Source organism: Actinotalea sp. JY-7876 (genome assembly GCF_014042015.1).
Classification (GTDB): domain Bacteria; phylum Actinomycetota; class Actinomycetes; order Actinomycetales; family Cellulomonadaceae; genus Actinotalea.
The window spans coordinates 465,766-487,780 of record NZ_CP059493.1 but is presented as its reverse complement, the minus strand read 5'-3'; the positions used below and the strand labels follow the sequence as shown (position 1 = coordinate 487,780).

At 76.8% G+C, this 22,015-nt stretch carries 20 protein-coding genes and 1 pseudogene; 7 read left to right on the top strand and 14 right to left on the bottom strand.

What is annotated here, in order from left to right; translation table 11 throughout:
* Positions 1–87: 87 nt before the first annotated feature.
* Positions 88–1,083, bottom strand: coding sequence for a phosphatase PAP2 family protein (locus H2O74_RS02415; protein ID WP_255491736.1), 996 nt, complete (start codon positions 1,081–1,083; stop codon positions 88–90).
* Positions 1,084–1,185: 102 nt separating this feature from the next.
* Here H2O74_RS02415 and H2O74_RS02410 point away from each other — a divergent pair, with 102 nt between their 5' ends.
* The gene (locus tag H2O74_RS02410) at positions 1,186–2,553 is read left to right on the top strand and encodes an FAD-binding oxidoreductase (protein WP_182112967.1); all 1,368 of its coding nucleotides are present in this window, start codon (positions 1,186–1,188) and stop codon (positions 2,551–2,553) included.
* A gap of 57 nt (positions 2,554–2,610) precedes the next feature.
* Here the strand turns inward: H2O74_RS02410 and H2O74_RS02405 are convergent, their stop codons facing one another.
* Both H2O74_RS02405 and H2O74_RS02400 read right to left on the bottom strand, forming a co-directional pair.
* Positions 2,611–4,194, bottom strand: coding sequence for a methyltransferase (locus H2O74_RS02405; protein WP_370525889.1), 1,584 nt, complete (start codon positions 4,192–4,194; stop codon positions 2,611–2,613).
* Between the two features lie 5 nt (positions 4,195–4,199).
* A complete protein-coding gene (locus H2O74_RS02400; protein ID WP_182112966.1) occupies positions 4,200–4,856 on the bottom strand; it encodes an endonuclease/exonuclease/phosphatase family protein in 657 nt (218 codons plus the stop codon).
* Between the two features lie 145 nt (positions 4,857–5,001).
* Between H2O74_RS02400 and H2O74_RS02395 the strand changes: the two genes are divergently transcribed.
* Positions 5,002–5,667, top strand: coding sequence for a hypothetical protein (locus H2O74_RS02395; RefSeq protein ID WP_182112965.1), 666 nt, complete (start codon positions 5,002–5,004; stop codon positions 5,665–5,667).
* 66 nt (positions 5,668–5,733) lie between these two features.
* Here the strand turns inward: H2O74_RS02395 and H2O74_RS02390 are convergent, their stop codons facing one another.
* Positions 5,734–8,028 (bottom strand): sodium-translocating pyrophosphatase, encoded by a 2,295-nt coding sequence (locus tag H2O74_RS02390; RefSeq protein WP_182112964.1) that lies wholly within the window; start codon positions 8,026–8,028, stop codon positions 5,734–5,736.
* A 189-nt stretch (positions 8,029–8,217) separates the two neighbouring features.
* On the opposite strand from H2O74_RS02390, the gene H2O74_RS02385 reads away from it, so the two are divergent.
* Both H2O74_RS02385 and H2O74_RS02380 read left to right on the top strand, forming a co-directional pair.
* Complete coding sequence (locus H2O74_RS02385) at positions 8,218–8,904, top strand: HAD family hydrolase (protein WP_182112963.1); 687 nt, start codon at positions 8,218–8,220, stop codon at positions 8,902–8,904.
* Positions 8,905–8,941: 37 nt separating this feature from the next.
* Complete coding sequence (locus H2O74_RS02380) at positions 8,942–9,838, top strand: SDR family oxidoreductase (RefSeq protein WP_182112962.1); 897 nt, start codon at positions 8,942–8,944, stop codon at positions 9,836–9,838.
* Positions 9,839–9,942: 104 nt separating this feature from the next.
* On the opposite strand, the gene H2O74_RS02375 is transcribed toward H2O74_RS02380, so the two are convergent.
* On the bottom strand, positions 9,943–10,278 hold the full coding sequence (locus H2O74_RS02375) for an STAS domain-containing protein (RefSeq protein ID WP_182112961.1): 336 nt from the start codon (positions 10,276–10,278) through the stop codon (positions 9,943–9,945).
* Positions 10,279–10,526: 248 nt separating this feature from the next.
* Here H2O74_RS02375 and H2O74_RS02370 point away from each other — a divergent pair, with 248 nt between their 5' ends.
* Complete coding sequence (locus tag H2O74_RS02370) at positions 10,527–13,016, top strand: DEAD/DEAH box helicase (RefSeq protein ID WP_182112960.1); 2,490 nt, start codon at positions 10,527–10,529, stop codon at positions 13,014–13,016.
* A gap of 30 nt (positions 13,017–13,046) precedes the next feature.
* Here the strand turns inward: H2O74_RS02370 and H2O74_RS02365 are convergent.
* The 7 genes and pseudogenes from H2O74_RS02365 to H2O74_RS02335 all read right to left on the bottom strand — a co-directional run.
* Positions 13,047–13,403: pseudogene (locus H2O74_RS02365) on the bottom strand (Rv3654c family TadE-like protein); the annotation flags it as partial.
* Complete coding sequence (locus tag H2O74_RS02360; protein WP_255491734.1) at positions 13,400–13,717, bottom strand: TadE family type IV pilus minor pilin; 318 nt, start codon at positions 13,715–13,717, stop codon at positions 13,400–13,402. The pseudogene H2O74_RS02365 and the gene H2O74_RS02360, both read right to left, overlap by 4 nt.
* 32 nt (positions 13,718–13,749) lie before the next feature.
* Positions 13,750–14,001, bottom strand: coding sequence for a DUF4244 domain-containing protein (locus H2O74_RS02355; RefSeq protein ID WP_182112958.1), 252 nt, complete (start codon positions 13,999–14,001; stop codon positions 13,750–13,752).
* 142 nt (positions 14,002–14,143) lie between these two features.
* The gene (locus tag H2O74_RS02350) at positions 14,144–14,716 is read right to left on the bottom strand and encodes a type II secretion system F family protein (protein ID WP_182112957.1); all 573 of its coding nucleotides are present in this window, start codon (positions 14,714–14,716) and stop codon (positions 14,144–14,146) included.
* Positions 14,713–15,306 (bottom strand): type II secretion protein F, encoded by a 594-nt coding sequence (locus H2O74_RS02345; protein ID WP_255491733.1) that lies wholly within the window; start codon positions 15,304–15,306, stop codon positions 14,713–14,715. The genes H2O74_RS02350 and H2O74_RS02345 overlap by 4 nt, the downstream gene beginning before the upstream one ends.
* Positions 15,303–16,529: a TadA family conjugal transfer-associated ATPase gene (locus H2O74_RS02340; protein ID WP_255491732.1), complete on the bottom strand. Its 1,227-nt coding sequence runs from the start codon at positions 16,527–16,529 to the stop codon at positions 15,303–15,305. Before H2O74_RS02340 ends, H2O74_RS02345 begins: the two co-directional genes overlap by 4 nt.
* On the bottom strand, positions 16,522–17,274 hold the full coding sequence (locus H2O74_RS02335; protein ID WP_182112956.1) for a pilus assembly protein FlpE: 753 nt from the start codon (positions 17,272–17,274) through the stop codon (positions 16,522–16,524). Before H2O74_RS02335 ends, H2O74_RS02340 begins: the two co-directional genes overlap by 8 nt.
* Before the next feature lie 200 nt (positions 17,275–17,474).
* Between H2O74_RS02335 and H2O74_RS02330 the strand changes: the two genes are divergently transcribed.
* Positions 17,475–18,257 (top strand): HAD family phosphatase, encoded by a 783-nt coding sequence (locus H2O74_RS02330; RefSeq protein WP_182112955.1) that lies wholly within the window; start codon positions 17,475–17,477, stop codon positions 18,255–18,257.
* Positions 18,258–18,516: 259 nt separating this feature from the next.
* On the opposite strand, the gene H2O74_RS02325 is transcribed toward H2O74_RS02330, so the two are convergent.
* On the bottom strand, positions 18,517–19,401 hold the full coding sequence (locus H2O74_RS02325) for a cell filamentation protein Fic (protein ID WP_182112954.1): 885 nt from the start codon (positions 19,399–19,401) through the stop codon (positions 18,517–18,519).
* Between the two features lie 49 nt (positions 19,402–19,450).
* On the opposite strand from H2O74_RS02325, the gene H2O74_RS02320 reads away from it, so the two are divergent.
* Positions 19,451–20,851: an NAD-dependent malic enzyme gene (locus H2O74_RS02320; protein WP_182112953.1), complete on the top strand. Its 1,401-nt coding sequence runs from the start codon at positions 19,451–19,453 to the stop codon at positions 20,849–20,851.
* A gap of 19 nt (positions 20,852–20,870) precedes the next feature.
* Here H2O74_RS02320 and H2O74_RS02315 read toward each other — a convergent pair whose 3' ends face one another.
* Entirely contained in the window at positions 20,871–21,983 is a 1,113-nt protein-coding gene (locus tag H2O74_RS02315; protein WP_220458008.1) for an NADH:flavin oxidoreductase/NADH oxidase, read from the bottom strand.
* Positions 21,984–22,015: the final 32 nt, after the last annotated feature.

Sequence of the window (22,015 nt, the reverse complement as noted above, 5' to 3'; positions counted from 1 at the left end):
GCACGCGCCTCGACGGACCGCACCGCCCCCCGACGGTACGTCGGTCGGGGCGCACTCTACGACCTGGCGCGCTCCCCGGTCGCCGCCTCAGCCGCGGCGGCGGCTCGCCTCGGTCGCGCGGCGCAGGACCAGGACAGTGGCGAAGCACACGCACGAGACCGCGGCGATGCCCAGCGCGCCGCCCGCGTACGCCGTCACGAGCTCCCGTCCCGCCTCGAGGCCGTCGTCCACCGAGGCGACCGTCCGCTCGAGCGCGACGGCGGCCGCGGCGCCGGTCGCGCCGGCCGCCACGAGGAGGGTCGCGATCGCGGTCGCGGTGCGCCGCGGCCGGTCCCCGCCCGGCTTGCCGACGGAGCGCCCGGCCGGGTCCAGGAGGGCGCCGACGGCGCTCGCGACGCCCGCCCACGCGAGGACGACGAGCACCGCGGCGACGACGTCGCTCGGCCGGTGCCAGCCGGCGACGAGGGTGGAGACGCCCGTGACCACGGTGTAGAGCGCCCCCGCGACCGCGGTCAGCGGACGCAGGCGGCGCGGCACGACCAGCAGCAGCGCGACCGCGACGGACGCGGCCGCCGTAGTGTGGCCGCTCGGGAGCGAGGGGACGAGGTGGTCCGCGTCGATGCCGACGTCGGGCCGGTCGAGGACCCACCGCTTGAGGACCTGGGTCGTGAGGTTGGCGCCGCCCATGATCAGCGCGACCTGGACGCCCAGCACGACGCGACGGCGCAGGACCGCGAGCAGGACCGTGGCGATCAGCACGGCCGCGAGGAGCGGCACCGAGATGACGTCGAGCACCTGCTCGGCCGCGGTCCAGAGCTGGTTGCGGCCGAACTCGGCACCCTCCAGCGCGCCCATGTCGGCCGCCCGGCCCGTGCGGGACAGGACGAAGCCGCGCCACACCGCCCAGATGCCGGCGACGGCGACCACGGCGACGACCACACCCGGCGCCACCGGGGCGCGGCGCCCGGGGCCCGTCGTCGGGTCACCGCCGGCGCGCTCGCGCGGTCCCGGCAGCCTCGACGGCCCGACCGGGCGCCCCGTGGGGGGCTCGGTCGTGGGCGGAGAGCTCGGGGGCGCGGGCACGTCACCACGGTAGGCGACATGCGTGCCGCCGGGCACGGCCGCCGCACGTTCCGGGCGAAAATGCCGGTTCCGCGTGTCGGCGCCCGGGTGCACTCTGGGGTCATGTCGACGACGACGTTCGGGTCCTTGCGGGCGGCCCTCGCCGGGACGGTGGTGGCGCCCGGCGACGACGGGTGGGACGAGGCCCGGCGCGGCTGGAGCAGGGGCCTGGACCAGCGCCCCGCGGCCGTGGTGCGCGTGGCATCGGCCACCGACGTCGTCGCCGCGGTGCGCTTCGCGGCCGACGCCGGCCTGCCGGTGGCCGTGCAGCCGCGCGGGCACGGCGGGACGCGGGCGCTGGACGGCTGCCTCCTGCTGCGCACGGGCGCGCTGGACGAGCTCGCGGTCGACGTCGACGCCCGCACGGCACGCATCGGCGCGGGCGTGCCGTGGGGACGCGTCCTCGCGGCCCTCGACGGGACGGGCCTGGTGGCCCCGTCCGGGTCGAACCCGTCGATCACCGCGGTCCCCTACCTCCTCGGGGGAGGGCTGTCCTGGCTGAGCCGGTCCTTCGGCACCGGGGCGTCGATCGTCCGCGCGGCCGACGTCGTCGACGCGTCCGGCACCGCCCGGCGCGTGGACGCGGACACCGACCCGGACCTGCTCTGGGCCCTGCGCGGGGGCGGGGGCGACTTCGCCGTCGTCACGGCCGTGGAGGTCGAGCTGCCGGCGGCGCCCGAGATCTACGGCGGCCGTCTGGTGCTGCCCGGGGAGCTGGCCGGCGCCGCGTACCGGACGTTCGCCGAGGTCACCCGCACCGCGCCGGACGCCTTCACGGTGTGGGTCACGGCGATGAGCTTCCCCCCGGTACCGCAGCTGCCCGAGGAGGTGCGGGGACGCTCGTTCACGTTCGTCGACGCGGTGCATCTCGGTCCCGCGGCCGAGGCGGAGGCGCTCCTCGCGCCCTTCCGCGCCCTCGGACCCGTGCTGCGCGAGACGCTGCGCGCCCTGCGGCCCAGCGACCTCGGCACCATCAGCGAGGAGCCGGACGAGGCGCCGACGGGGATCACGGCGGTCAACGTGGCCCGGCCGGTCACGCGCGTCGACGACGCACTCGTGGACGTGGTCCTGCGGCACGTCGGGCCCGGTGCGCCCCTGACCTACTCCCAGGTCCGGCACCTCGGCGGCGCGCTGCGGCGCGCGGACCCGGCCCGGGGCGCCGGGCTGCGGGTCGAGCCGGAGTACTCGCTCTGGGCGATGGGGATGGCGCGCGACCCCGAGGGGGTCCGCGAGGGCCGGGGCGCCGTCGACCGGCTCGACCGCGACGTCGGCCCCTGGGCCACGACCGGCTCGACCCTCACCTTCCACCAGGAGGGCGCGCCGCTCACGGACGTCTACCCCGCCGACGTGCTCGGGCGCCTGCAGCGGGTCAAGCGGGAGGTCGACCCCGGCGGGGTCCTGCGGAGCAACCACCCGGTCCTGGCGGGCTGAGTCCGCGCTCGGCGCGGGCGTGCCCGGCCGACGGGTGTGCCCGGCCGACGGGTGTGCTCACCGCGGCGGGACGAGGAACCCGTCGCGCACCAGGTCCCGGACCTGCGGGAGCAGCTCCGCGGCGAGCGCGTCGGCGGGCGCGTCGAGGATCACCGCGAGCGCGCCGACCACCTGGCCCACGGCGAGCTCGCCGTCGCACGCGCCGACCAGCCCGGCCAGGGCCGTGCCCGCCCGCGCCGTCCGGCCGAACCCCCCGCCCTGGCGCAGCAGGACGACCGAGGGATCGGCCGCGCCCGGGCGCAGGTGGCGCTCCTCCGTGACGTCGCCCGCGACGGTCAGTCGGGCTCGCGCCAGCGCGTCGTCGTCGTGGGCCACGAGCCAGTCGTGCGCGCGCAGCGCCGCCGCGAGGTGGTCGCCGAGCGGGCGCCGCAGCGGACCGGTCCACTCCTCGACGCGGCGCAGGGTCGGCGCCCCCTGGGCCCGGCGCAGCAGGAGCATGCCGAACCCGACCGCCTCCACGTCGCGCGCCGCGAAGTCGTCGATCCACGCGCCGTAGGCGGCCTCCCAGCCCGCGGTGTCACGGTCGGCGGTCGCGCCGCCGTCCCGCAGCCACGTCTCGGCGTACTCGGCGGGGTCGAGGACCTCCCGCTGGACCACCCAGGCGTCCAGTCCGGCACGGTCGAGCCACGCGCCGACGCGCTCCGTCCAGGGCTCCCCGCGCCGGTGCTCCCAGTTGCCGAGGAGCTGCGCGACGCCGCCCGGGGCGAGCACGGAGCCGACGTCGACGACGAGGTCACGCACCAGGTCGTCGCCCGCACGGCCGCCGTCGCGGTACTCGTAGTGCGGCAGGCCGGCCTCGGGCGCGGCGCCGTCGCGGTGGTGCCGCGGCGTGATGACGAAGGGCGGGTTGGACACGACCAGGTCGAACCCCGGGTCGCCCGCGACGGGCTCGAGCATCGAGCCGCGCCGCAGGTCGAGGCGCATCCCGGCGAGCGCCGCGTTGAAGCGCGCGAAGGCCAGGGCCCGCGCGGACACGTCGGTCGCGACCACGTCGTCGCTGTGCGTCGCGGCGTAGAGCGCCTGGATGCCGCACCCGGTGCCGAGGTCCAGGGTGCGCCGGCGCGGCTCGCGGATCGTCGCGCGGGCGAGGCTGGTGGACGCGCCGCCGACGCCGAGCACGTGGTCAGCGCGCAGGGCGGCGCCCGTCACGGCCTCGCCCATGTCCGAGGCGACGAACCACGTCCCCGCCCCGCCGCCCGGCGCCTCGTACTCGACCGGGCTGAGGTCGACGGCCGCGCGCACGGCGTCCTGCGACGCGGCCCCGGCCGCCGTCACGATGCCGAGGTGCTCCGCGCCCCGGGCACCGACGCGCGGCAGCGCGGCGTCCAGGTCGCGGCGCGTCACGTCGTCGCCGCACAGGAACAGCCGCACGAGCACCGCGAGGGGCTCGGCCCCGGCGGCCCGGGCGGCGCGCCGGGCGGGCAGGGTCTGCTCCCGGTCGAGCGCCGCGGCCGCCACGGGGCCGACGAGGGTCTCGACGTCGGTCGCGGAGAACGAGGCGGCCCGCAGGTCGGCGTGGAGCAGCGGCAGCAGCGCCTCGTCGGTGCGCGGCGCCGCCCCGGGTGCCAGCACGCCGGGCACCGCACTCACCAGCGGAGCTCCGCGAGGACGGGGAGGTGGTCGCTCGCCGTGCGGGCGACCTCGTCGTCGATCCGCCGGACGTGCACCGCGCTGACGCCGCCCGTGGCGAGCACCGCGTCGATGCGCCGGCGGGGGTTGCGCGCCGTGAACGTCGGGCCCGTGGCCGCGGACAGGTCACGCAGGTGCAGGCCGAGGCGCCGCCACGTCGGACCGCCGGGCTCCTCGTTCAGGTCCCCCGCGACCACGCAGTCGCCGGGCGCCGACCGCACCAGGAGCATGAGGCGGTGCGCGTGCTGGAGCCGCTCGGCCTCGTGCAGGCTCAGGTGCGCGCTGATCACCCGCACCCCGGCGACCTCCGCCATGGCGAGCCCACGGCGGGTGCGCCCGGGACGCCACTTGAGCCACACGCCCTGCGTGGTCGTGGCCGTCGTGCCCTCACGCACGAGCAGCGCCGTCGTCCGGGCGCGGCCACCGCCGACGGCGACGTCGTAGCCGGCGTCGGCCGCGAGGCGTCGCAGGCGCGAGCGGCCGAAGGGGCCGCGCGGCGGCTCCTGGATCGCGACGACGTCGGCGTCGGCGCGGCGCAGGACCTCCGCGACTCCGGCGGCGTCGTCCCGCAGCTGGCGGATGTTGTACGTGAGCACTCGCAGCGACCTGGGCACCCAGCCATTGTGGCGCGTCGGAGGTCACGGTCCGGTCACCGGCCCGGCGCGCCCCTCGGTCCCGTGGTTGCATGACGGTCTGCGGCCACCGGGGCACTCGCCACCGGCGCGGCCCCGTCACCGCCCACGACCTCCTGGAGCACCGATGCGCCTGACCCGCACCGCCGCCACGCCGATCGCCCTCGCGGCGCTCCTCACCCTGACCGCGTGCACGTCCGGCGGCGACGACCCCGAGACCGCGGAGCCGACGGCCAGCGACGAGGCCACCGAGGGCGGCGACGAGCAGCCCGAGGACGGGGCGGACGGCGACGCCGCGGCCGCCGGTGGCCCGGACTGCCTCGCCGGCACCTGGTCCGTGGACGTGAGCAGCGTCGGCGAGTCGATGCTCTCCGCGCCGGGCATGGAGGAGCTCAACCCGCAGGTCGAGGTCACCGGCACGTCGACGGTGACGTTCGACGGGTCCGCGATGACGACGGTCTACGAGGACCAGGTGTCCTCCGTGACGATCGAGCTCGAGGGCGCCCCCGTGACGACCACGACCTCGTACGACGGCACGCTCGTGGCGGCCTACACGGCCACGGACACCGAGCTCACGATCAGCGACGTCGACCTCAGCGGCCTGACCGTGCGGAACACGTCGATCGTGGACGGCCAGGAGACGGAGATCCCCGGCATCGAGAGCGCCGAGGCATCAGGCGTCCCGCTCGGCGGCGTCTCGACCTACGAGTGCACCGACGACGAGCTGCGCCTCACCCCGCAGGTCGAGGGGGTCGACACCACGGGCTTCACCCAGGTGATGACGCGCGACTGAGCCACCGACGACGTGCGGCGAGGGTGGGACCTGCGGGTCCCACCCTCGCCGCACGCCGGGGCCCGGTCAGACGAGGTGCACCTCGCGCTCGAGCCTGCCCTCGCGGTCGACGGCGGCCGCCCGCAGCCGGGACACGATCACCGCGCCGAACGCGATGCACGCGGCGGCACCGGCGATGCCGAGCCGCAGCGCGTGGTTGGCGTCGTCGCCCAGGCTGACCTGGACCACCGCGGGCGCGATGAGCAGCGCGACGAGGTTCATCACCTTGAGCAGCGGGTTGATCGCCGGGCCGGCGGTGTCCTTGAACGGGTCGCCGACGGTGTCGCCGATGACGACGGCGGCGTGCGCGTCGGAGTTCTTCCCGCCGTACTTCCCGTCCTCGACGATCTTCTTCGCGTTGTCCCACGAGCCGCCGGAGTTGGCGAGGAAGACGGCCATGAGCACGCCGGCGCCGATCGCGCCGGCGAGGAACCCGGCCAGCGGCCCCACGCCCAGGCCGAAGCCGACGGCGATGGGCGCGAAGGCGGCGAGCAGCCCTGGGGTGGCGAGCTCGCGCAGGGAGTCGCGCGTGCAGATGTCGACGACCTTGCCGTACTCCGGCCGCACCTCGCCCGTCATGATCCCGGGCATCTCGCGGAACTGCCGCCGCACCTCGAAGACGATCGCGCCGGCCGCGCGGGTCACCGCGTCGATCGCCAGCCCGGAGAACAGGAACACCGTCGCGGCACCGAGGATGATGCCGACGAGCGTGATCGGGGAGATGACCTCGTAGGAGACCATCGCGAGCGCGGTCCCCGACGTGTCGAGCGCGTCGCCGAGCTCCGCCACCGCCTGGCGGACGGCGTCGGTGTACGAGCCGAACAGCGCGGTCGCGGCCAGGACGGCGGTCGCGATCGCGATGCCCTTGGTGATCGCCTTGGTGGTGTTCCCGACGGCGTCGAGGTCGGTGAGGATCTGGGCGCCCTCCGCGTCGACGTCGCCGGACATCTCCGCGATGCCCTGCGCGTTGTCGCTCACCGGGCCGAAGGTGTCCATCGCGACGATGACGCCGACGGTCGTGAGCAGGCCGCAGCCGGCCAGCGCGATGAGGAAGAGCGAGAGCGTGACGGAGCCGCCGGAGATGAGGAAGACCCCGCAGATCGCGGCCGCGATGATGCCGGCCGTGTAGACGGCGGACTCGAACCCGACGCCGATGCCGGACAGGACGACCGTCGCGGCGCCGGTCAGCGACGTGCGCGCCACGTGCAGCGTGGGCTTCGACGTCGTGCCCGTGAAGTAGCCGGTGAGCCACAGGATGACGCCGGCCAGCACGACGCCGATCGCGACGGCGAGGGTCGCGACCACGCGCGGGTCGCCCGTGTGGACGGCGAGCTCCTCGCCGACGCCCGAGAGCTCGGCGAAGGACGACGGCAGGTAGAGGAACGCGGCGGCGCCCGCGAGCAGCGCGCCGATCAGCGCCGAGGTGTAGAAGCCGCGGTAGATCGCCGCCAGGCCGCTCTCCGAGCCGCGCACGCGCGTGATGTAGACGCCCAGGGCCGCCGTCACCGCGCCGATGGCGGTGACGATCAGCGGGAAGACCAGGCCCTGCTCGCCGAACGCGACCTTGCCGAGGATGAGCGCGGCGACGAGCGTCACCGCGTAGGACTCGAAGAGGTCGGCGGCCATGCCGGCGCAGTCGCCCACGTTGTCGCCGACGTTGTCGGCGATGGTGGCGGCGTTGCGCGGGTCGTCCTCCGGGATGTTCTGCTCGACCTTGCCGACCAGGTCCGCGCCGACGTCGGCCGCCTTGGTGAAGATGCCGCCGCCCACGCGCATGAACATCGCGAGCAGGGCGGCGCCGAAGCCGAAGCCCTCGAGCACGGCGGGCGCCTGCTCGCGGTAGATGAGCACGACCGACGCGGCGCCGAGCAGGCCGAGCCCCACGACCGACATGCCGACGACGCCGCCCGTCCGGAACGCGATGCGCGAGCCCTCGATGCGCCCGTTCGGCCGCATCGCGGCCGCGGCCACCCGCAGGTTCGCGCGGGTGGCCAGCCACATCCCGAGGTAGCCGATCGCGGCCGAGAAGCCGGCGCCGAGCAGGAAGAAGATCGACCGTCCCAGCTTGACGCCGGTGTCGCCCGGGAGCAGGAAGAGCAGCGCGAAGACCAGCACCGCGAACAGCACCAGCGTGCGGAACATGCGGTTCAGGTACGCCGAGGCACCCTCCTGCACCGCGAGCGCGATCTCCTGCATCTTGGCCGTGCCCTCGGGCGCCGCGAGCACCTGGCGGCGCAGGACGACGGCGAAGGCGAGCGAGACGACCGCGATGGCAGCGATCACGCCCACGATGGTGAGGCTCGATGTCCCGAGCGACGGCATGCGTCCTCCTACGACTAGGGAGCCGCCGGCCTCGTTGCCGGCGGCGCGCGGCCCCCCTGGCCGCAGACGCGGCGAAGTCTACGGGTGAGATCTGCGTCACAGCACCCCACGGGTGCGCGGGCCGGCGCGGGGCGGCGCGAACCGCCCGCTCGACGCGCGGGGGACGGCCAGCCGGGTTAGGACTGTGGGGTGACCTCCCACGCTCCCGGTGCCGTGCTGCTCGACATCGACGGCACGCTCGTCGACTCCAACTTCCTGCACGTCCACGCCTGGGTGCGTGCGTTCGCCGACGTCGGCCGCCCCGCCGACGCGTGGCGCGTGCACCGCTGCATCGGCATGGGCTCCGACCTCCTCGTCGCCGAGATCCTCGGGGACGAGGACGCGGAGACGCTCGGCGACGACGTGCGCGAGCGCCACTCCGCGTACTACGCGGAGCTCGCGCCCCTGCTCCGCCCGTTCGACGGCGCCCGCGACCTCGTGCGCGCGATCGCCGACCGGGGGGCCGCCGCCGTGCTGGCGACATCGGCCGCGCCCGACGAGCTCGAGAAGCTGCGCGCCACGCTCGACCTGGACGACGTCGTCGCCGGCATCACGTCCGACCAGGACGTCGACGAGGCGAAGCCGGAGCCCGACCTCGTGCAGGCCGCGCTCGACGCCGCCGCCGTGCCCGCCGAGCGGGCCGTGATGGTCGGCGACTCGGTGTGGGACGTGCAGGCCGCCGCGCGCGCCGGAGTGCCGTGCGTCGGGCTGCTCTCCGGCGGCACGTCGCGCGCGGAGCTGCGGTCCGCGGGCGCGGTCGAGGTCTACGACGACGTCGCCGACCTGCTCGCGCACCTGGACGAGAGCCCGCTCACCACCACCTGGACGACCGACTGACACCTCCATCCCGCCCCACCACCACCGAGGGAGCACCATGAGCGACCAGCACACCCCGCAGGACCCCACCGAGCAGTTCCGGCGCCCCGAGGAGCAGACCGCGCAGAAGATCGACCACCCGGGCGAGACGTCCGACATGGAGCAGCAGCCCGACCACGGCGAGGACTCCTACGTCGGCTCGGGCAAGCTCGAGGGCAAGCGGGCGGTCATCACCGGCGGCGACTCCGGGATCGGCCGGGCCGTGGCCATCGCGTTCGCGCGCGAGGGCGCCGACGTCCTCATCTCCTACCTGCCCGAGGAGCAGGAGGACGCCGAGATCACGGCGCAGCACGTGCGTGACGCGGGCCGCACGGCGGTGCTCGCACCGGGTGACATCCGCAGCGAGGAGCAGTGCCAGGCGATCGTGGACCAGGCGGTGGCCGAGCTCGGCGGCATCGACGTCCTGGTGAACAACGCGGCGTACCAGATGGCGCAGGAGAACGGGATCTTCGACATCACGACCGAGCAGCTCGACCGCGTGATGAAGACCAACATCTACGCGATGTTCTGGCTGACCAAGGCCGCGCTCGCCCACATGCAGGAGGGCGCGAGCATCATCAACACGGCCTCCATCCAGGGGTACCAGCCGAGCCCGCAGCTGCTCGACTACGCGACGACCAAGGCGGGCATCCTCAACTTCACCAAGGGGCTCGCGCAGCAGCTCGCGGAGCAGGGCATCCGGGTCAACGCCGTCGCACCCGGGCCCATCTGGACGCCGCTCATCCCCGCCACGATGGATGCCGAGAAGGTCGAGCAGTTCGGCGCGGACACCCCGATGGGGCGCGCCGGACAGCCGGCCGAGCTGGCTCCCGCCTTCGTCTTCTTCGCCTCGCAGGAGTCCAGCTACATCAGTGGCGAGCGCATCGGCGTGACGGGCGGCAAGCCGCTGCCGTGAGCTGAGCCGCCCTGACCTGGTCAGCGACCGACGCACAACGGCCGGTCCCCCGCTCGGGGGACCGGCCGTTCGGCGTCTGCTGCGTCTGCGTCGGCGCCGGGCGCTCAGCCCTGGAGCGCCTCGTCGAGCGACGAGTGGATCGTGAAGACCTGCGTGAGCGCGGTGATGCGGAAGACCTTGAGGATCTTCTCCTGGTCGATGACGAGCTGGAGGTCGCCGCCGACGGTGCGCACCTTCTTCAGGGCACCGACGAGGACACCCAGGCCCGTGGAGTCCATGAACCGGACGCCCGTGAGGTTCACGAGGATGTCGGTCTTCTCCGCGTCGATGAGGGAGGCGAGCTCCTCGCGCAGCACCGGGGCCGTGTAGACGTCGATCTCCCCCGTGACGTCGACCACGGTCCGGTCGCCGCTCGCGCGACTCGTGACGGACACGTCCACACCGGTCTCCTTCACAGCTCGACGTCCTGCGGAACCGGCCGCCCTCCGGCGGCCGCACCCATCCTGGGCCACGTCCGCCCGGCGCGCTCACCGAGACGCGCGCGTGCGGGCGGAGCGCTCATTGAAACAGAACACGCCCACCACCGGCGGACGCCACCCCGCCGCGAGCAAGATCGTATCCCCCGCCGGAGGCGCCGCGGACGCGTCCGCGGACCGTGGATGTCCGGCCCCGATGGCACGATCACCCGGTGGACGAGGTCACCGGCGGCGACGCCCTGCTGAGCGTGCTGCTGGCCGGCGGCAGGCGCGCGGACCGCGTCACCCACGTCGAGCGGCTGCCGGCACGCCCCGGGCGCCGCGCGCCCTGGCCGACGTGGGCCGACCCCGAGCTCGTCGCGGGGTACCGCACGCTCGGGGTGGACCGGCCGTGGGCGCACCAGGTGGAGGCGGCCGAGGCGGCGTGGTCGGGTCGGCACACCGTCCTGGCGACCTCGACGGGTTCCGGCAAGTCGCTCGCGTTCTGGCTCCCGGCGCTGACCGCGGTGCGGCACGCGCCGCGCCGCCCCGTGCCCGACGACGCCTCGGGTGACGGCGCGGGCGGCGCGCCGGCGGGTGCGGCCGGCCCCCGTCCCCGTCCCCGAACGGTCCTGCCCGGCACCACGCGGCGCGGCACGGTCCTGTACCTGTGCCCGACCAAGGCCCTCGCCGCGGACCAGCTCGCGGGGCTCGAGCGCCTCCTGGCCGCGGCCGGCACGCGCGACCTGCGCGTCGCGACCTGCGACGGCGACACGGACGTGACCGAGCGCCGGTGGGTCCAGGACCACGCCGACGTCGTGCTGACCAACCCCGACTTCCTGCACTTCGCGCTCCTGCCCGGCCACCGCCGCTGGACCCGGCTGCTGCGCGACCTGCGGTACGTGGTCGTCGACGAGAGCCACGCGTTCCGCGGCGTCTTCGGCGCGCACGTCGCGGCCGTGCTCCGCCGGCTGCGCCGGCTGGCCGCGCACCACGGCGCCCAGCCGACCGTCGTGCTGGCGTCGGCGACGACGTCCGACCCGGCGCAGAGCGCGGCCCGGCTGCTCGGCGTGGACCCGAGCGGCGTCGTCGCCGTGACGGACGACGCCTCGCCGCGGGGCACCAAGACGTTCGCGCTGTGGCAGCCACCCGTGATGGCGGGGCTCGACCCGACCCTCGCCCCCGCGGACTCCCCCGACGCGCCGCGCGACGACGCGCCCACCCAGCCCACGCACCGCACGGCGACCGCGGAGGTCGCGGACCTGCTCGCGGACCTCACGGTCGCGGGCGCCCGGACGCTGGCCTTCACGCGCTCGCGCCGCGGGGCGGAGTCCGTGGCCGCGTCCACGCAGCGCCACCTCGAGAGCGTCCGGCCGGGGCTGGGTGCGGCCGTCGCGGCGTACCGCGGCGGCTACCTGCCCGAGGAGCGCCGCGAGCTGGAGCGGGCGATCCGCGACGGCACGCTGCGCGCCCTGGCGACGACGAACGCGCTGGAGCTCGGCGTGGACATCTCGGGGCTCGACGCCGTGCTCATCGCCGGCTGGCCCGGCACGCGGGTCTCGCTCTGGCAGCAGGCGGGCCGCGCCGGGCGTGCGGGGGCCGACGGCCTGGTCGCCCTCGTGGCGCGCGAGGACCCGCTCGACACCTACCTGGTGAACCACCCGGAGGCGATCTTCGCCACGCCCGTCGAGGCCACCGTGTTCGACCCGACGAACCCCTACGTGCTCGCGCCGCACCTGTGCGCCGCGGCCGCGGAGCTGCCGCTGCGCTCCGACGACGTCGCGCTGTTCGGCCCCGGCACGGCGGAGCTGCTCGACGTGCTGGTCGCGCGCGGGGCCCTGCGCCGCCGCAGCTCCGGCTGGTACTGGACCCACGCGGACCCGGCCTCCCGGCTGACCGACCTGCGTGGCTCGGGCGGCGAGCCGGTCCGGGTGGTGGAGGAGGGCACGGGGCGGCTGCTGGGCACCGTCGACGCGGGCTCGGCCGACGCCAGCGTCCACCCCGGCGCCGTCTACGTGCACCAGGGCGCGACGTACGTGGTGGACGAGCTCGACCTCGAGGCGTCGGTGGCGGTCGTCCACCCGAAGCGGGTCGACTACGGGACCTGGTCGCGCTTCCTCACGTCGATCGAGATCCGGGGCGTCCGCCAGGAACGGCAGGCCGGTCCGGTGCGCTGGGGGTTCGGGCCCGTCGACGTCACGACGCAGGTCATCAGCTACCAGAAGCGCCGGCTGCCGGACCTCGTCCCGGTCGGCGGGGACGTGCTCGACCTCCCGGCGCGCACGCTCTCGACGACCGCCGTGTGGTGGACGGCGCCGGCGTCGCTGCTCGCGGAGGCGCAGCTGGACGACGGCGACGTCCCCGGGTCGCTGCACGCGGCCGAGCACGCGTCGATCGGGCTCCTGCCGCTGCTCGCGACGTGCGACCGCTGGGACCTCGGCGGGGTGTCCACGGCCCTGCACGTGGACACCGAGGTGGCGACGGTCTTCGTCTACGACGCCTACCCGGGCGGCGCCGGCTTCGCCGAGCGCGGCTACCACCTCGGCGCGGCGTGGCTCCGTGCCACGCGGGACGCCATCGCGGGGTGCGCGTGCGGCGCCGGCTGCCCGGCGTGCGTGCAGTCGCCCAAGTGCGGCAACGGCAACAACCCCCTGGACAAGGCCGGCGCGATCCGGCTGCTCGACGCGGTCCTCGCCCACGAGGGCGAGGACGCCGTCGGCTGACCCGTCCCGCTCGGAAGCCGGCCCGGCCCACGCCGTCGCGGCGGCCCGCCACGGACCGGCCCGCACGACGGTCACCTCCACGACGCGCCCGGAGACGACGCACCGGCTCGCGCGGGCGCCGTTGCGCGCGGCCACCTGCCCGGCGCGCGCGCACGCGTCGTCCCGGCCGCCCCCGGTCGCGTCCGTCACGCCGTCGGGCAGGACGACCGCCTCGGCCGCCGCGAGCGCGGCGAGGTCCGCCGCGGTCCGTGCGGCCTGGCGCTCGCGCTGGCCGCCGACCAGCACCCCGAGCGCCCCGCACAGCAGCACGACGACGCCCACGAGGGCGAGCACCAGCACGGTGCCCGCGCCGCGATCGTCGCCGCGCGGCCCGACCCGCCGGCTCACGGCTCGACCCACGCGGTCGCCGTCGCGGACACGGCGACCGCCCCGCCCGTGAACCAGGCGGCGGGGCCGTCCGCCGCCACGGTCACCTCGGCCCACGTGCCGTCCCGCGCCACGCCGACGCGGGCGCCCTCGCCGGCGACCCGGCGTGCGACGTCGGCGACGGTCGCGTCCGGCTCGCCCAGGGCGGCGAGGCGCGCACCGGCCCGGGCCCCCTCCGCGCACCGCAGCTGCCCCGCGGCGACGGACGCCGTCACCAGGAGCGCCGCGAGCACGAGGACGACGGCGGGGAGCGCGAGCGCGAGCTCCGCGGTCACCGCTCCCCGGTCGCGGGGCCCGGGCCGGACGCTCACACCGACAGCGCGCCGCGGACGATGCCCAGGAGGAGGCCCCGGACCTCCTCGCTGCGCAGGATCAGCAGGAGCAGGCCGGCGAAGCCCGCGGCCGCGACCGTCACGATCGCGTACTCGGCCGTCGCCATCCCCGCGTCACGGACGCCGAGGCCGGCGCGCACGCGGTCCACGGCGCGGCGCCGTCGCGTGACGACCGCTGCCGGCGCGCGCGCGACCTCCGTCCCGGGTGCTGGTGTCGTCATGGTCATGGATCCACCTCTCGTCAGGCCCGTCGCGCGGGCACCGGGTGCGCCGTGCGGCGCCCGCCCACGGTCGCGCCGCGCGGGCCGGGCCGGGGTCGGGGACCCGAGGGCCGGTGGACGACCGTCCGGCCCGAGGACCTGTGGACGCTCACCGGCTGAGCCCGCCCGACGCCATCGAGACCAGCACCGGCACGAGCCCCACCAGGACGAACGCCGGCAGGTAGCACAGGCCCAGCGGCAGCACGAGGCGCACGCCGAGCCGCCCCGCCGCCTCCATGGCGCGCGCGTGCCGCTCACGCCGGGCCGTGCGCGCGGCCGCCTGCAGCGCGGGCCCGGGCGCGGCGCCCGTCTCCCACGACGCGCGAAGGGCGTCGGCGATCACGTCGGCACCGGGGTCACCGGCACCAGGGTCACCGGCGCCGGGGCCGTCGGCGACGGGGCCCTCCCGTGCGCTCTGCCACGCCTCGTCCCACGCCGCGCCCAGCGCGAGGGCGCCACCCGCGCGCACCAGCAGCCGGCCCCGGTCCCCGGGCAGCGCCGCGCCGACCGCGACGAGCGCCGCCGGCACGCCGGCCCCGGCGGCACAGGCCGCGGCCACCAGGTCCAGCACGGTGGCCAGGTCCGGGCAGTCCTGGGCCCCGCGGAGGTCCTGGGCCCCGCCGAGGTTGCCGGTCGCACCGCCCGCACCACCCGCGCGGCCGAGCCGCTGCGCCCGGCTCACCCCTGGTCCTGCGCGTCGGCGAGGAGCCGCGCGGTCCAGCGTCGGCCGCCCAGGACCAGGAGCAGGCCCGCGACGAGGAGTGCCGTGCCGCCGCGACCGTCGAGCAGCACGCCCACCGGGTCGGCGCCGAGCACCAGGCCGAGCACCGGACCGACGGCGGGCAGCCAGGCGAGCAGCCGCGCGGTCGCGAGCGGGCCGGCGAGGGCTGCGCGCCGCTGACCGGCCGCCTCGCCCTCGCGGGCCAGCGACGCCGCGACCTGGTCGAGGACGGTCGCGGGTGCGGCACCGAGGGTCGCGGTGAGCCGCGTGGCGGCCACCAGGGTCGCCACCGCCGCCGGGCGTCCCGGCCACCGGCGCGCGAGATCGGCGGGCTCGGGGGCGCCGTCGGGGGCGAGCACCCCGGCCCGCCGCCACGCCTGCGCCGGCAGCGCGCCGCTGCGCAGGGCGGCCGCGACGCCGGTCACGGCGGCCACCAGGTCGTCCAGCTCGGCAGCCGAGCCGGGTGCGGGCCGACGACCGCGCCGCCACCACGACCGCCGCGGCCGCCGGCGCCGGGCGCGCGCCGGCCGCAGCGCCGTGGCGCGGCTCATCGTGCGCCCCCGGCGCAGGTCGCCAGGCCGCAGCGGGCCGCGAGCGCCGGCCAGCCCGGTCCGTACCGGACGGCGCCGTCGGGCCCGGACTCGAGCACCGGCTCGACGACGAGGCGTCGGCCGAGCGCGATCGCCCCGATCTCCGCGACCCGCCGACGACCGTCCGTGCGCCGCAGGTGCACGACCGCGTCGAGCGCGCCCGCGGCCTGCGCCGCGAGCGCCTCCGGTCCGAGGCCGGCGAGCGCCCCCAGCGCCTCGAGCCGCGCCGGGACGTCGCGCACGCCGTTGGCGTGCACCGTCGCCCAGCCGCCGTCGTGGCCCGTGTTGAGCGCCGTGAGCACCTCGCGCACCTCGGCACCCCGGCACTCCCCCAGGACGATGCGGTCGGGCCGCATCCGCAGCGCGTGCCGCACCAGCGCCGCCAGGTCCACCTCGCCCGCGCCCTCGACGTTCGGGCGCCGGGCCGCGAGGCGGACGACGTGGGGGTGCCGAGGCGCCAGCTCCCCGACCTCCTCGATGACGACGACGCGCTCGTCGTGCGGGACCAGCCCGAGGAGCGATGCCAGGAGCGTCGTCTTGCCCGTCCCCGTCGCGCCGGAGACGAGGACGTTCGCCCGGGACGCCACGAGCGCGCGCAGGACGGGGGCGACCTCCGCCGCCACGGTCCCCGACGCGACCAGCTCCTCGAGCGAGAACGACGTGCGGCGCAGGACGCGCAGGGACAGCAGGGCACCGTCGGGCGCGACCGGTGGCAGCACGGCGTGCAGGCGCGTCCCGTCGGGCAGGCGCGCGTCGACCACGGGCGCCGCGTCGTCGAGGCGCTGCCCACCCGCCGCGGCGAGCCGGACGGCGAGGGCGCGGACGCGCGACGCGTCCCCGAGGTCGAGGCCGGTGCGCTCGAGACCCCGCCCGCGGTCGACCCACACGTCGCGCGGGCCGTTGACCAGGACGTCCGTGACGTCGGGTGCGTCCAGGAGCGGCTGCAGCGGACCGGCGCCGCCCACCTCGGCGCCCACGGCCGCGACGAGCGCGTCCAGGTCGGCGCTGCCCAGCACGGCGCCGCGGTCGCGCACGATCGCCGCGACCGTCTCCCGCGCCGGGGCGGTGCCCCCGGCCGCCCGCCGGCGGACCTCGGCGATGAGGCGGGCGTCGGGCGCATGCGGGTCCAGCGCCGCGCCCGGGCGGCCGGGCAGGGCCGCGCGGACCGCCCGGCCCTCAGGCACGCCGGCCCCTGCCGCGGGCGCCGCGCACCGGCCCGGTGATCCCGCACCCCCGTGCGACCCGCTCGACCGACCGGGCGAGCGCCGAGCGACCGGGCACCCACGGCCCGAAGCCGCGGTCGACGGCGGCCGCGACGCGCCGGTCGCCGGGCAGCAGCCCGAGCAGGGGGGCGTCCAGGACCTGCGCCGCCTCGAGGGGCGCGACGCGCGGTGACCGCCGACGCCGCAGCACGAGCTGCGCGCCCGGAGCCCCGCCCGCCTCGAGCCCGGCCGCCGCCGTCAGCCCGGCGGCGACCCCGCGCACGTCCTGGCCCGTGACGAGCAGCAGGTGGGGCCGCGTCGCGAGCACGCCGCCCACGGCATCGTCGGCCAGCGCGGCGGCCGGGGCGTCCACGACGACGACGCCGTACCGCTCCTCCAGGGCGGGCCACAGCGCCTCGACCGCTGCCCGGGGCGGGGCACCGCCGCGCCGGTCACCGCCGAGCACGTCCACGCCGCGCCACGTCGGCAGCGCGCCGTCGAGATCGGCGCCGGCGAGGGCACCCCGCACGTGCGCGAGGTCCGGCCAGCGGACCCCCGGCAGGTCCTCCGTGCCCAGGAGGACGTCGACCCCGCCGCCCGTCGCGGCGAGGTCCACGAGCACCGGACTCGTCCCGGCGCGCACCGCGCGCAGCGCGAGCAAGGCCGCGAGCGTGGACGCCCCGACCCCGCCGCACGCCCCCACCACGACGACCACCCGCGCTCGCACCGCACCACCTCCGCCGAGCAGCGTGGCGGCGCCGTCGCGCGGCACGACGGAAGGACCCGCGGGCCTGGGGACGACGCCCGAAGGCCCCGGACTGGGGACGACCCGGACATGACGATCACCGCGACTCCCGGCAGGGCGCCGGCTCGCTACCCTCACGGGAGGCCGGCCGGAGCGTCCGGGAGGGGCGCGGAGGGAGCGACATGGGTGCCGCCGCGTTCTTCGACCTGGATAAGACGATCATCGCGACGTCGTCGGCGACCGCCTTCTCCCGTCCGTTCTACGCGGGCGGGCTGATCACGCGCAGCGACGTGCTCCGCACCGCCTACGCCCAGTTCGTGTTCCTGCTCGGCCGCGCCGACGCCGACCAGACCGAGCGCCTGCGCGCCCACCTGTCCTCGCTCGTCACCGGGTGGGACGTCGCCCAGGTGTCCTCGATCGTCGCCGAGACCCTGCACCTGCACATCGCGCCGACCGTCTACGCCGAGGCCGTCGCGCTCATCGACGAGCACCACGCGGCGGGCCGTGACGTCGTCGTCGTCTCGGCCTCGGGGTCCGAGGTGGTCGAGCCGATCGCCGCCCTGCTCGGCGCCGACCGGGTGGTCGCGACGCAGATGGAGACCCTCGACGGCCGCTACACCGGTGGCATCGCCTTCTACGCCTACGGCCCCGCGAAGGCGGAGGCGGTGCGGCGGCTCGCGGCCGAGCACGGCTACGACCTCGAGGCCAGCTACGCCTACTCCGACTCGGTGACGGACGTGCCGATGCTCGAGTCCGTGGGCAGCGCCGCCGTCGTCAACCCCGACCGCGCCCTGCGCCGGCTCGCGATCGAGCGCGGCTGGGACGTCCTGACGTTCGCGCGGCCCGTCGCCCTGCGGCCCTCGTTCCCGCAGCCCCGGCGCACCATCCCCGTCGCCGCGCTGGTTCTGGTCGCCGCCGTCGCGGCCGTCCTGCTGGTCCGCCGGCACCGGCGGTCCACGTCCTGACACGGTCCCGGCCACGTGCTGGGCATCCCCGTGGGTCGGGCGACGCCTAGGACTTCAGTCCCTTCCCTCGTCGGGCAAGCGAGCGTAGAAATGAACCACAACAGCACAGCGGGACCTGAGAACCCACGCTCGACCTGTCCTCGAGCGGACCTGCCGACCGGGCTAGCCCCGTAGCGGCAGTACCTGAAGCGCCTGATACCTCTCCTCCCGCAGCTGTCGCCGACGGCGCCCCCGGACTACCGGGGGCGCCGTCGTCGCGTCAGGGCCCGTCGGTGTCCCGGTCGCCGTCCGGCGGTGCGAGCCGCCGCGCGACCACGGCGTCCGCCACCCGCGTCCCCTCCTGTGCACCCGCCCGCACCGCACCCGCCACGTGGCGCAGCCAGGTCGCGACGCCTTCCGGCGTGCCCGTGGCGAAGCGCGCGGCCGCGGACAGGTGCACGTGGGGCCGGGCCGCCCAGACCACGTCCGGCACCACGACGCCGACGGGGTCCACGCCGTCGCGCGTGAGCAGGTGGCGCAGGACGCCCCGCGCGACGGCCCCGTTGCCGGCGACGAACGGGCGCAGCGCCAGCACCTCGCCGTGGACGACGGCGGCCAGCACGAGCGCGGGCACCGACGGTGGCAACGGCGTCGCGGCGAGCTCGGCCAGGAGCGCCAGCCGGTCGGCGAGCTCCGCACCGGCCGGGGCCGGTCCGAGACCCCGCAGGTCCTGCGGCGGCTGCGACGCGCGCGGGCGGCCCGGCGCGTCCGAGCGCCCGGCCGCCGGCCCGCCACCCACGGCGTGCAGGCGCGGCAGGAGCTGGCCGAGCGGCACGGACCCCGCGGCGCGGGTCGCGCCCGGCGCCGCCATGAGGCGCTCGACCTCCGCCTGCACGGCCAGCGCGCCGGCGACGGCGAGGCCGTCCGGCCCGCCCGGCGTCGCGGCCCCGCGGGCGACGTCGCGCACGACGTCGAGCGGCACGCGGACGCCGTCGGCGGCCAGGCCGGCGTGGGCGGAGCGGACGCCCGACTCGGTGCGGGCGACGAGCCACTGGCGGCGCAGCCCGCGGTGCCAGCGCAGCTCCTCGCACGCCGCCCGGGCCTCGGCCACGGCCTGCGTCACGCCGTCGAGCGCGACGAGCGGCTCGAGGGGATGGTCCGGCACGCGGGCCAGCGTAGGTGGCGCGGCCGGTGACCGGTGCCACGATGACCCCGTGACCTCAACGCCGAGCGTGTCCAGCTCCATCACCGTCCGCCTGCAGGTCGAGGCCCGCCCGACGGCCGTCAGCGAGCTGACGACGTCGATCGAGCACTCCGGGGGGATCGTCACCGCGCTGGACGTGACGGCGTCGGGCCACGAGCGGATCAGCGTCGACGTCACGTGCGCGACACGGGGCGAGGAGCACGCCGCCGACATCGTGACGGCGCTGCGCGGGCTCACGGGCGTCGTCGTGGAGCGGGTGAGCGACCGGACGTTCCTCATGCACCTGGGCGGCAAGCTGTCGATCGAGTCGAAGGTGCCCATTCGCAACCGCGACGACCTGTCGATGGTCTACACGCCCGGCGTCGCGCGGGTGTGCGAGGCGATCGCCGCGCGTCCGGCCGACGCCCGCAACCTGACGATCAAGCGCAACACCATCGCGGTGGTCACCGACGGCACCGCGGTGCTCGGCCTCGGCGACATCGGGCCGCTCGCCGCGCTGCCGGTCATGGAGGGCAAGGCCGCGCTGTTCAAGCGCTTCGGCGACATCGACGCGTTCCCCATCGCGCTCGACACGACCGACGTCGACCAGATCGTCGAGACCGTGTGCGCGATCGCGCCCGTGTTCGCCGGCATCAACCTCGAGGACATCTCCGCGCCGCGCTGCTTCGAGGTCGAGCGGCGGCTGCGGGAGCGCCTCGACATCCCCGTCTTCCACGACGACCAGCACGGCACCGCGATCGTCGCGCTCGCCGCCCTGACCAACGCGCTCACGGTCGTGGGCAAGGACCTGGCCACGGTGCGGATCGTCATGTCCGGCGCGGGCGCGGCGGGTACGGCGGTGCTCAAGCTCCTGCTCGCGGCGGGCGCGCGCGACGTCGTCGTGTGCGACGTGGAGGGGGTGGTCCACGCGGCGCGTCCGGACCTGCACGAGTCGCTCGAGTGGACCGCCGAGCGGACGAACCCGCGCGGCGCCACCGGCACCCTCCGCGACGCGCTGGTCGGCGCGGACGTGTTCATCGGGCTCTCGGCGCCCGACATCCTCACCGGGGACGACATCGCGACCATGGCCGAGCGCTCGATCGTGTTCGCGATGGCCAACCCGCGCCCCGAGGTGGACCCGGACGACGCCGCCCAGCACGCGGCCATCGTGGGGACCGGACGCTCGGACTTCGCGAACCAGATCAACAACGTGCTCGCGTTCCCCGGGGTGTTCCGCGGGCTCCTCGACGCGCAGTCGCACCGCATCACCGAGGACCTCCTGCTGGCCGCGGCGCGGGCCCTGGCCGCCGTCGTCGCGCCCGAGGAGCTCAACCCGACCTACATCGTGCCGAGCGTCTTCAACCCGGAGGTGACCACCCGCGTCGCGGCCGCGGTGGAGGAGGCCGCGCGCGCGACGGCCTCGCACGCCTGACGGGGCGCGCCGCCGAGCGCTAGGCCCACGCGCCCCGCTCGTACTGCGGCTGCCACGGCGCCGGCACGACGGCGTCGTCGGGCACCGCGTCCAGATCGAGCGAGGCGACGGGCACGCCCAGCTCGTGCGCGGCCCGCAGCGGCCACATGGGGTCGCGCAGCGCCTCGCGCCCGAGCAGGACCGCGTCGGCGGCGCCGTCGACCAGGATGCTCTCGGCCTGCGCGGCCGAGGTGATGAGGCCGACCGCCGCGACCGGCACGCCCGCGCCCGCGCGGACCCGGCGGGCGAGCGGGACCTGGTACCCGGGGCCGACGGGGACCGGAGCGACGACGTTGCCGCCGGACGAGACGTCGACCAGGTCCACGCCGAGCCCGGCGAGCTCCGCGCAGACCGCCGTGACCTCGTCGGGGGTCAGACCGCCGTCCGTCCAGTCCGTGGCGGACACGCGCACGAACAGGGGCCGGTCCTGCGGCCAGACCGCGCGCACCGCGGTGACGACCTCGCGCAGGAGGCGCGACCGGTTCTCCAGCGGGCCGCCGTAGGCGTCCGTGCGCCGGTTCGAGAGCGGCGAGAGGAACGCGTGCAGCAGGTAGCCGTGCGCGGCGTGCACCTCGACGACGTCGAAGCCCGCGCGCAGCGAGCGCTCGGCGGCCGCGGCGAACGCCGTGACGACGTCGGCCAGGGCCTCGGTGGTGAGCGCGGTCGGCGCGTCGAGGCCGTCGAAGGCGACGTCGGACGGCCCGACGGTGGCCCAGCCGCCGTCGGCTCCCGGCACGGTGCCCCGGCGCGGCGACCACGGGCGGTACGTGGACGCCTTGCGCCCGGCGTGCGCGAGCTGGATCCCGGCGCGCGCCCCGCGCTCGTGCACGAAGCGGACGATGCGCGACCAGGCCTGGGTCTGGGTCTCGTCCCAGATCCCGGTGTCCTGCGGCGTGATCCGCCCCTCCGGGACGACGGCGGTCGCCTCGGCGATGACGAGCCCGAACCCGCCCGAGGCCCGCGCGCCGAGGTGGACGAGGTGCCAGTCCCCGGGGACGCCGTCGATCGCGGAGTACTGGCACATCGGGGCCAGCCAGGCACGGTTGCGGAACGTCGTGCCGCGCAGGGTCAGGGGGGTGAAGAGTCGGCTCACGTCGCTGGCAACCGTCGGGGTGCGGTGATCAT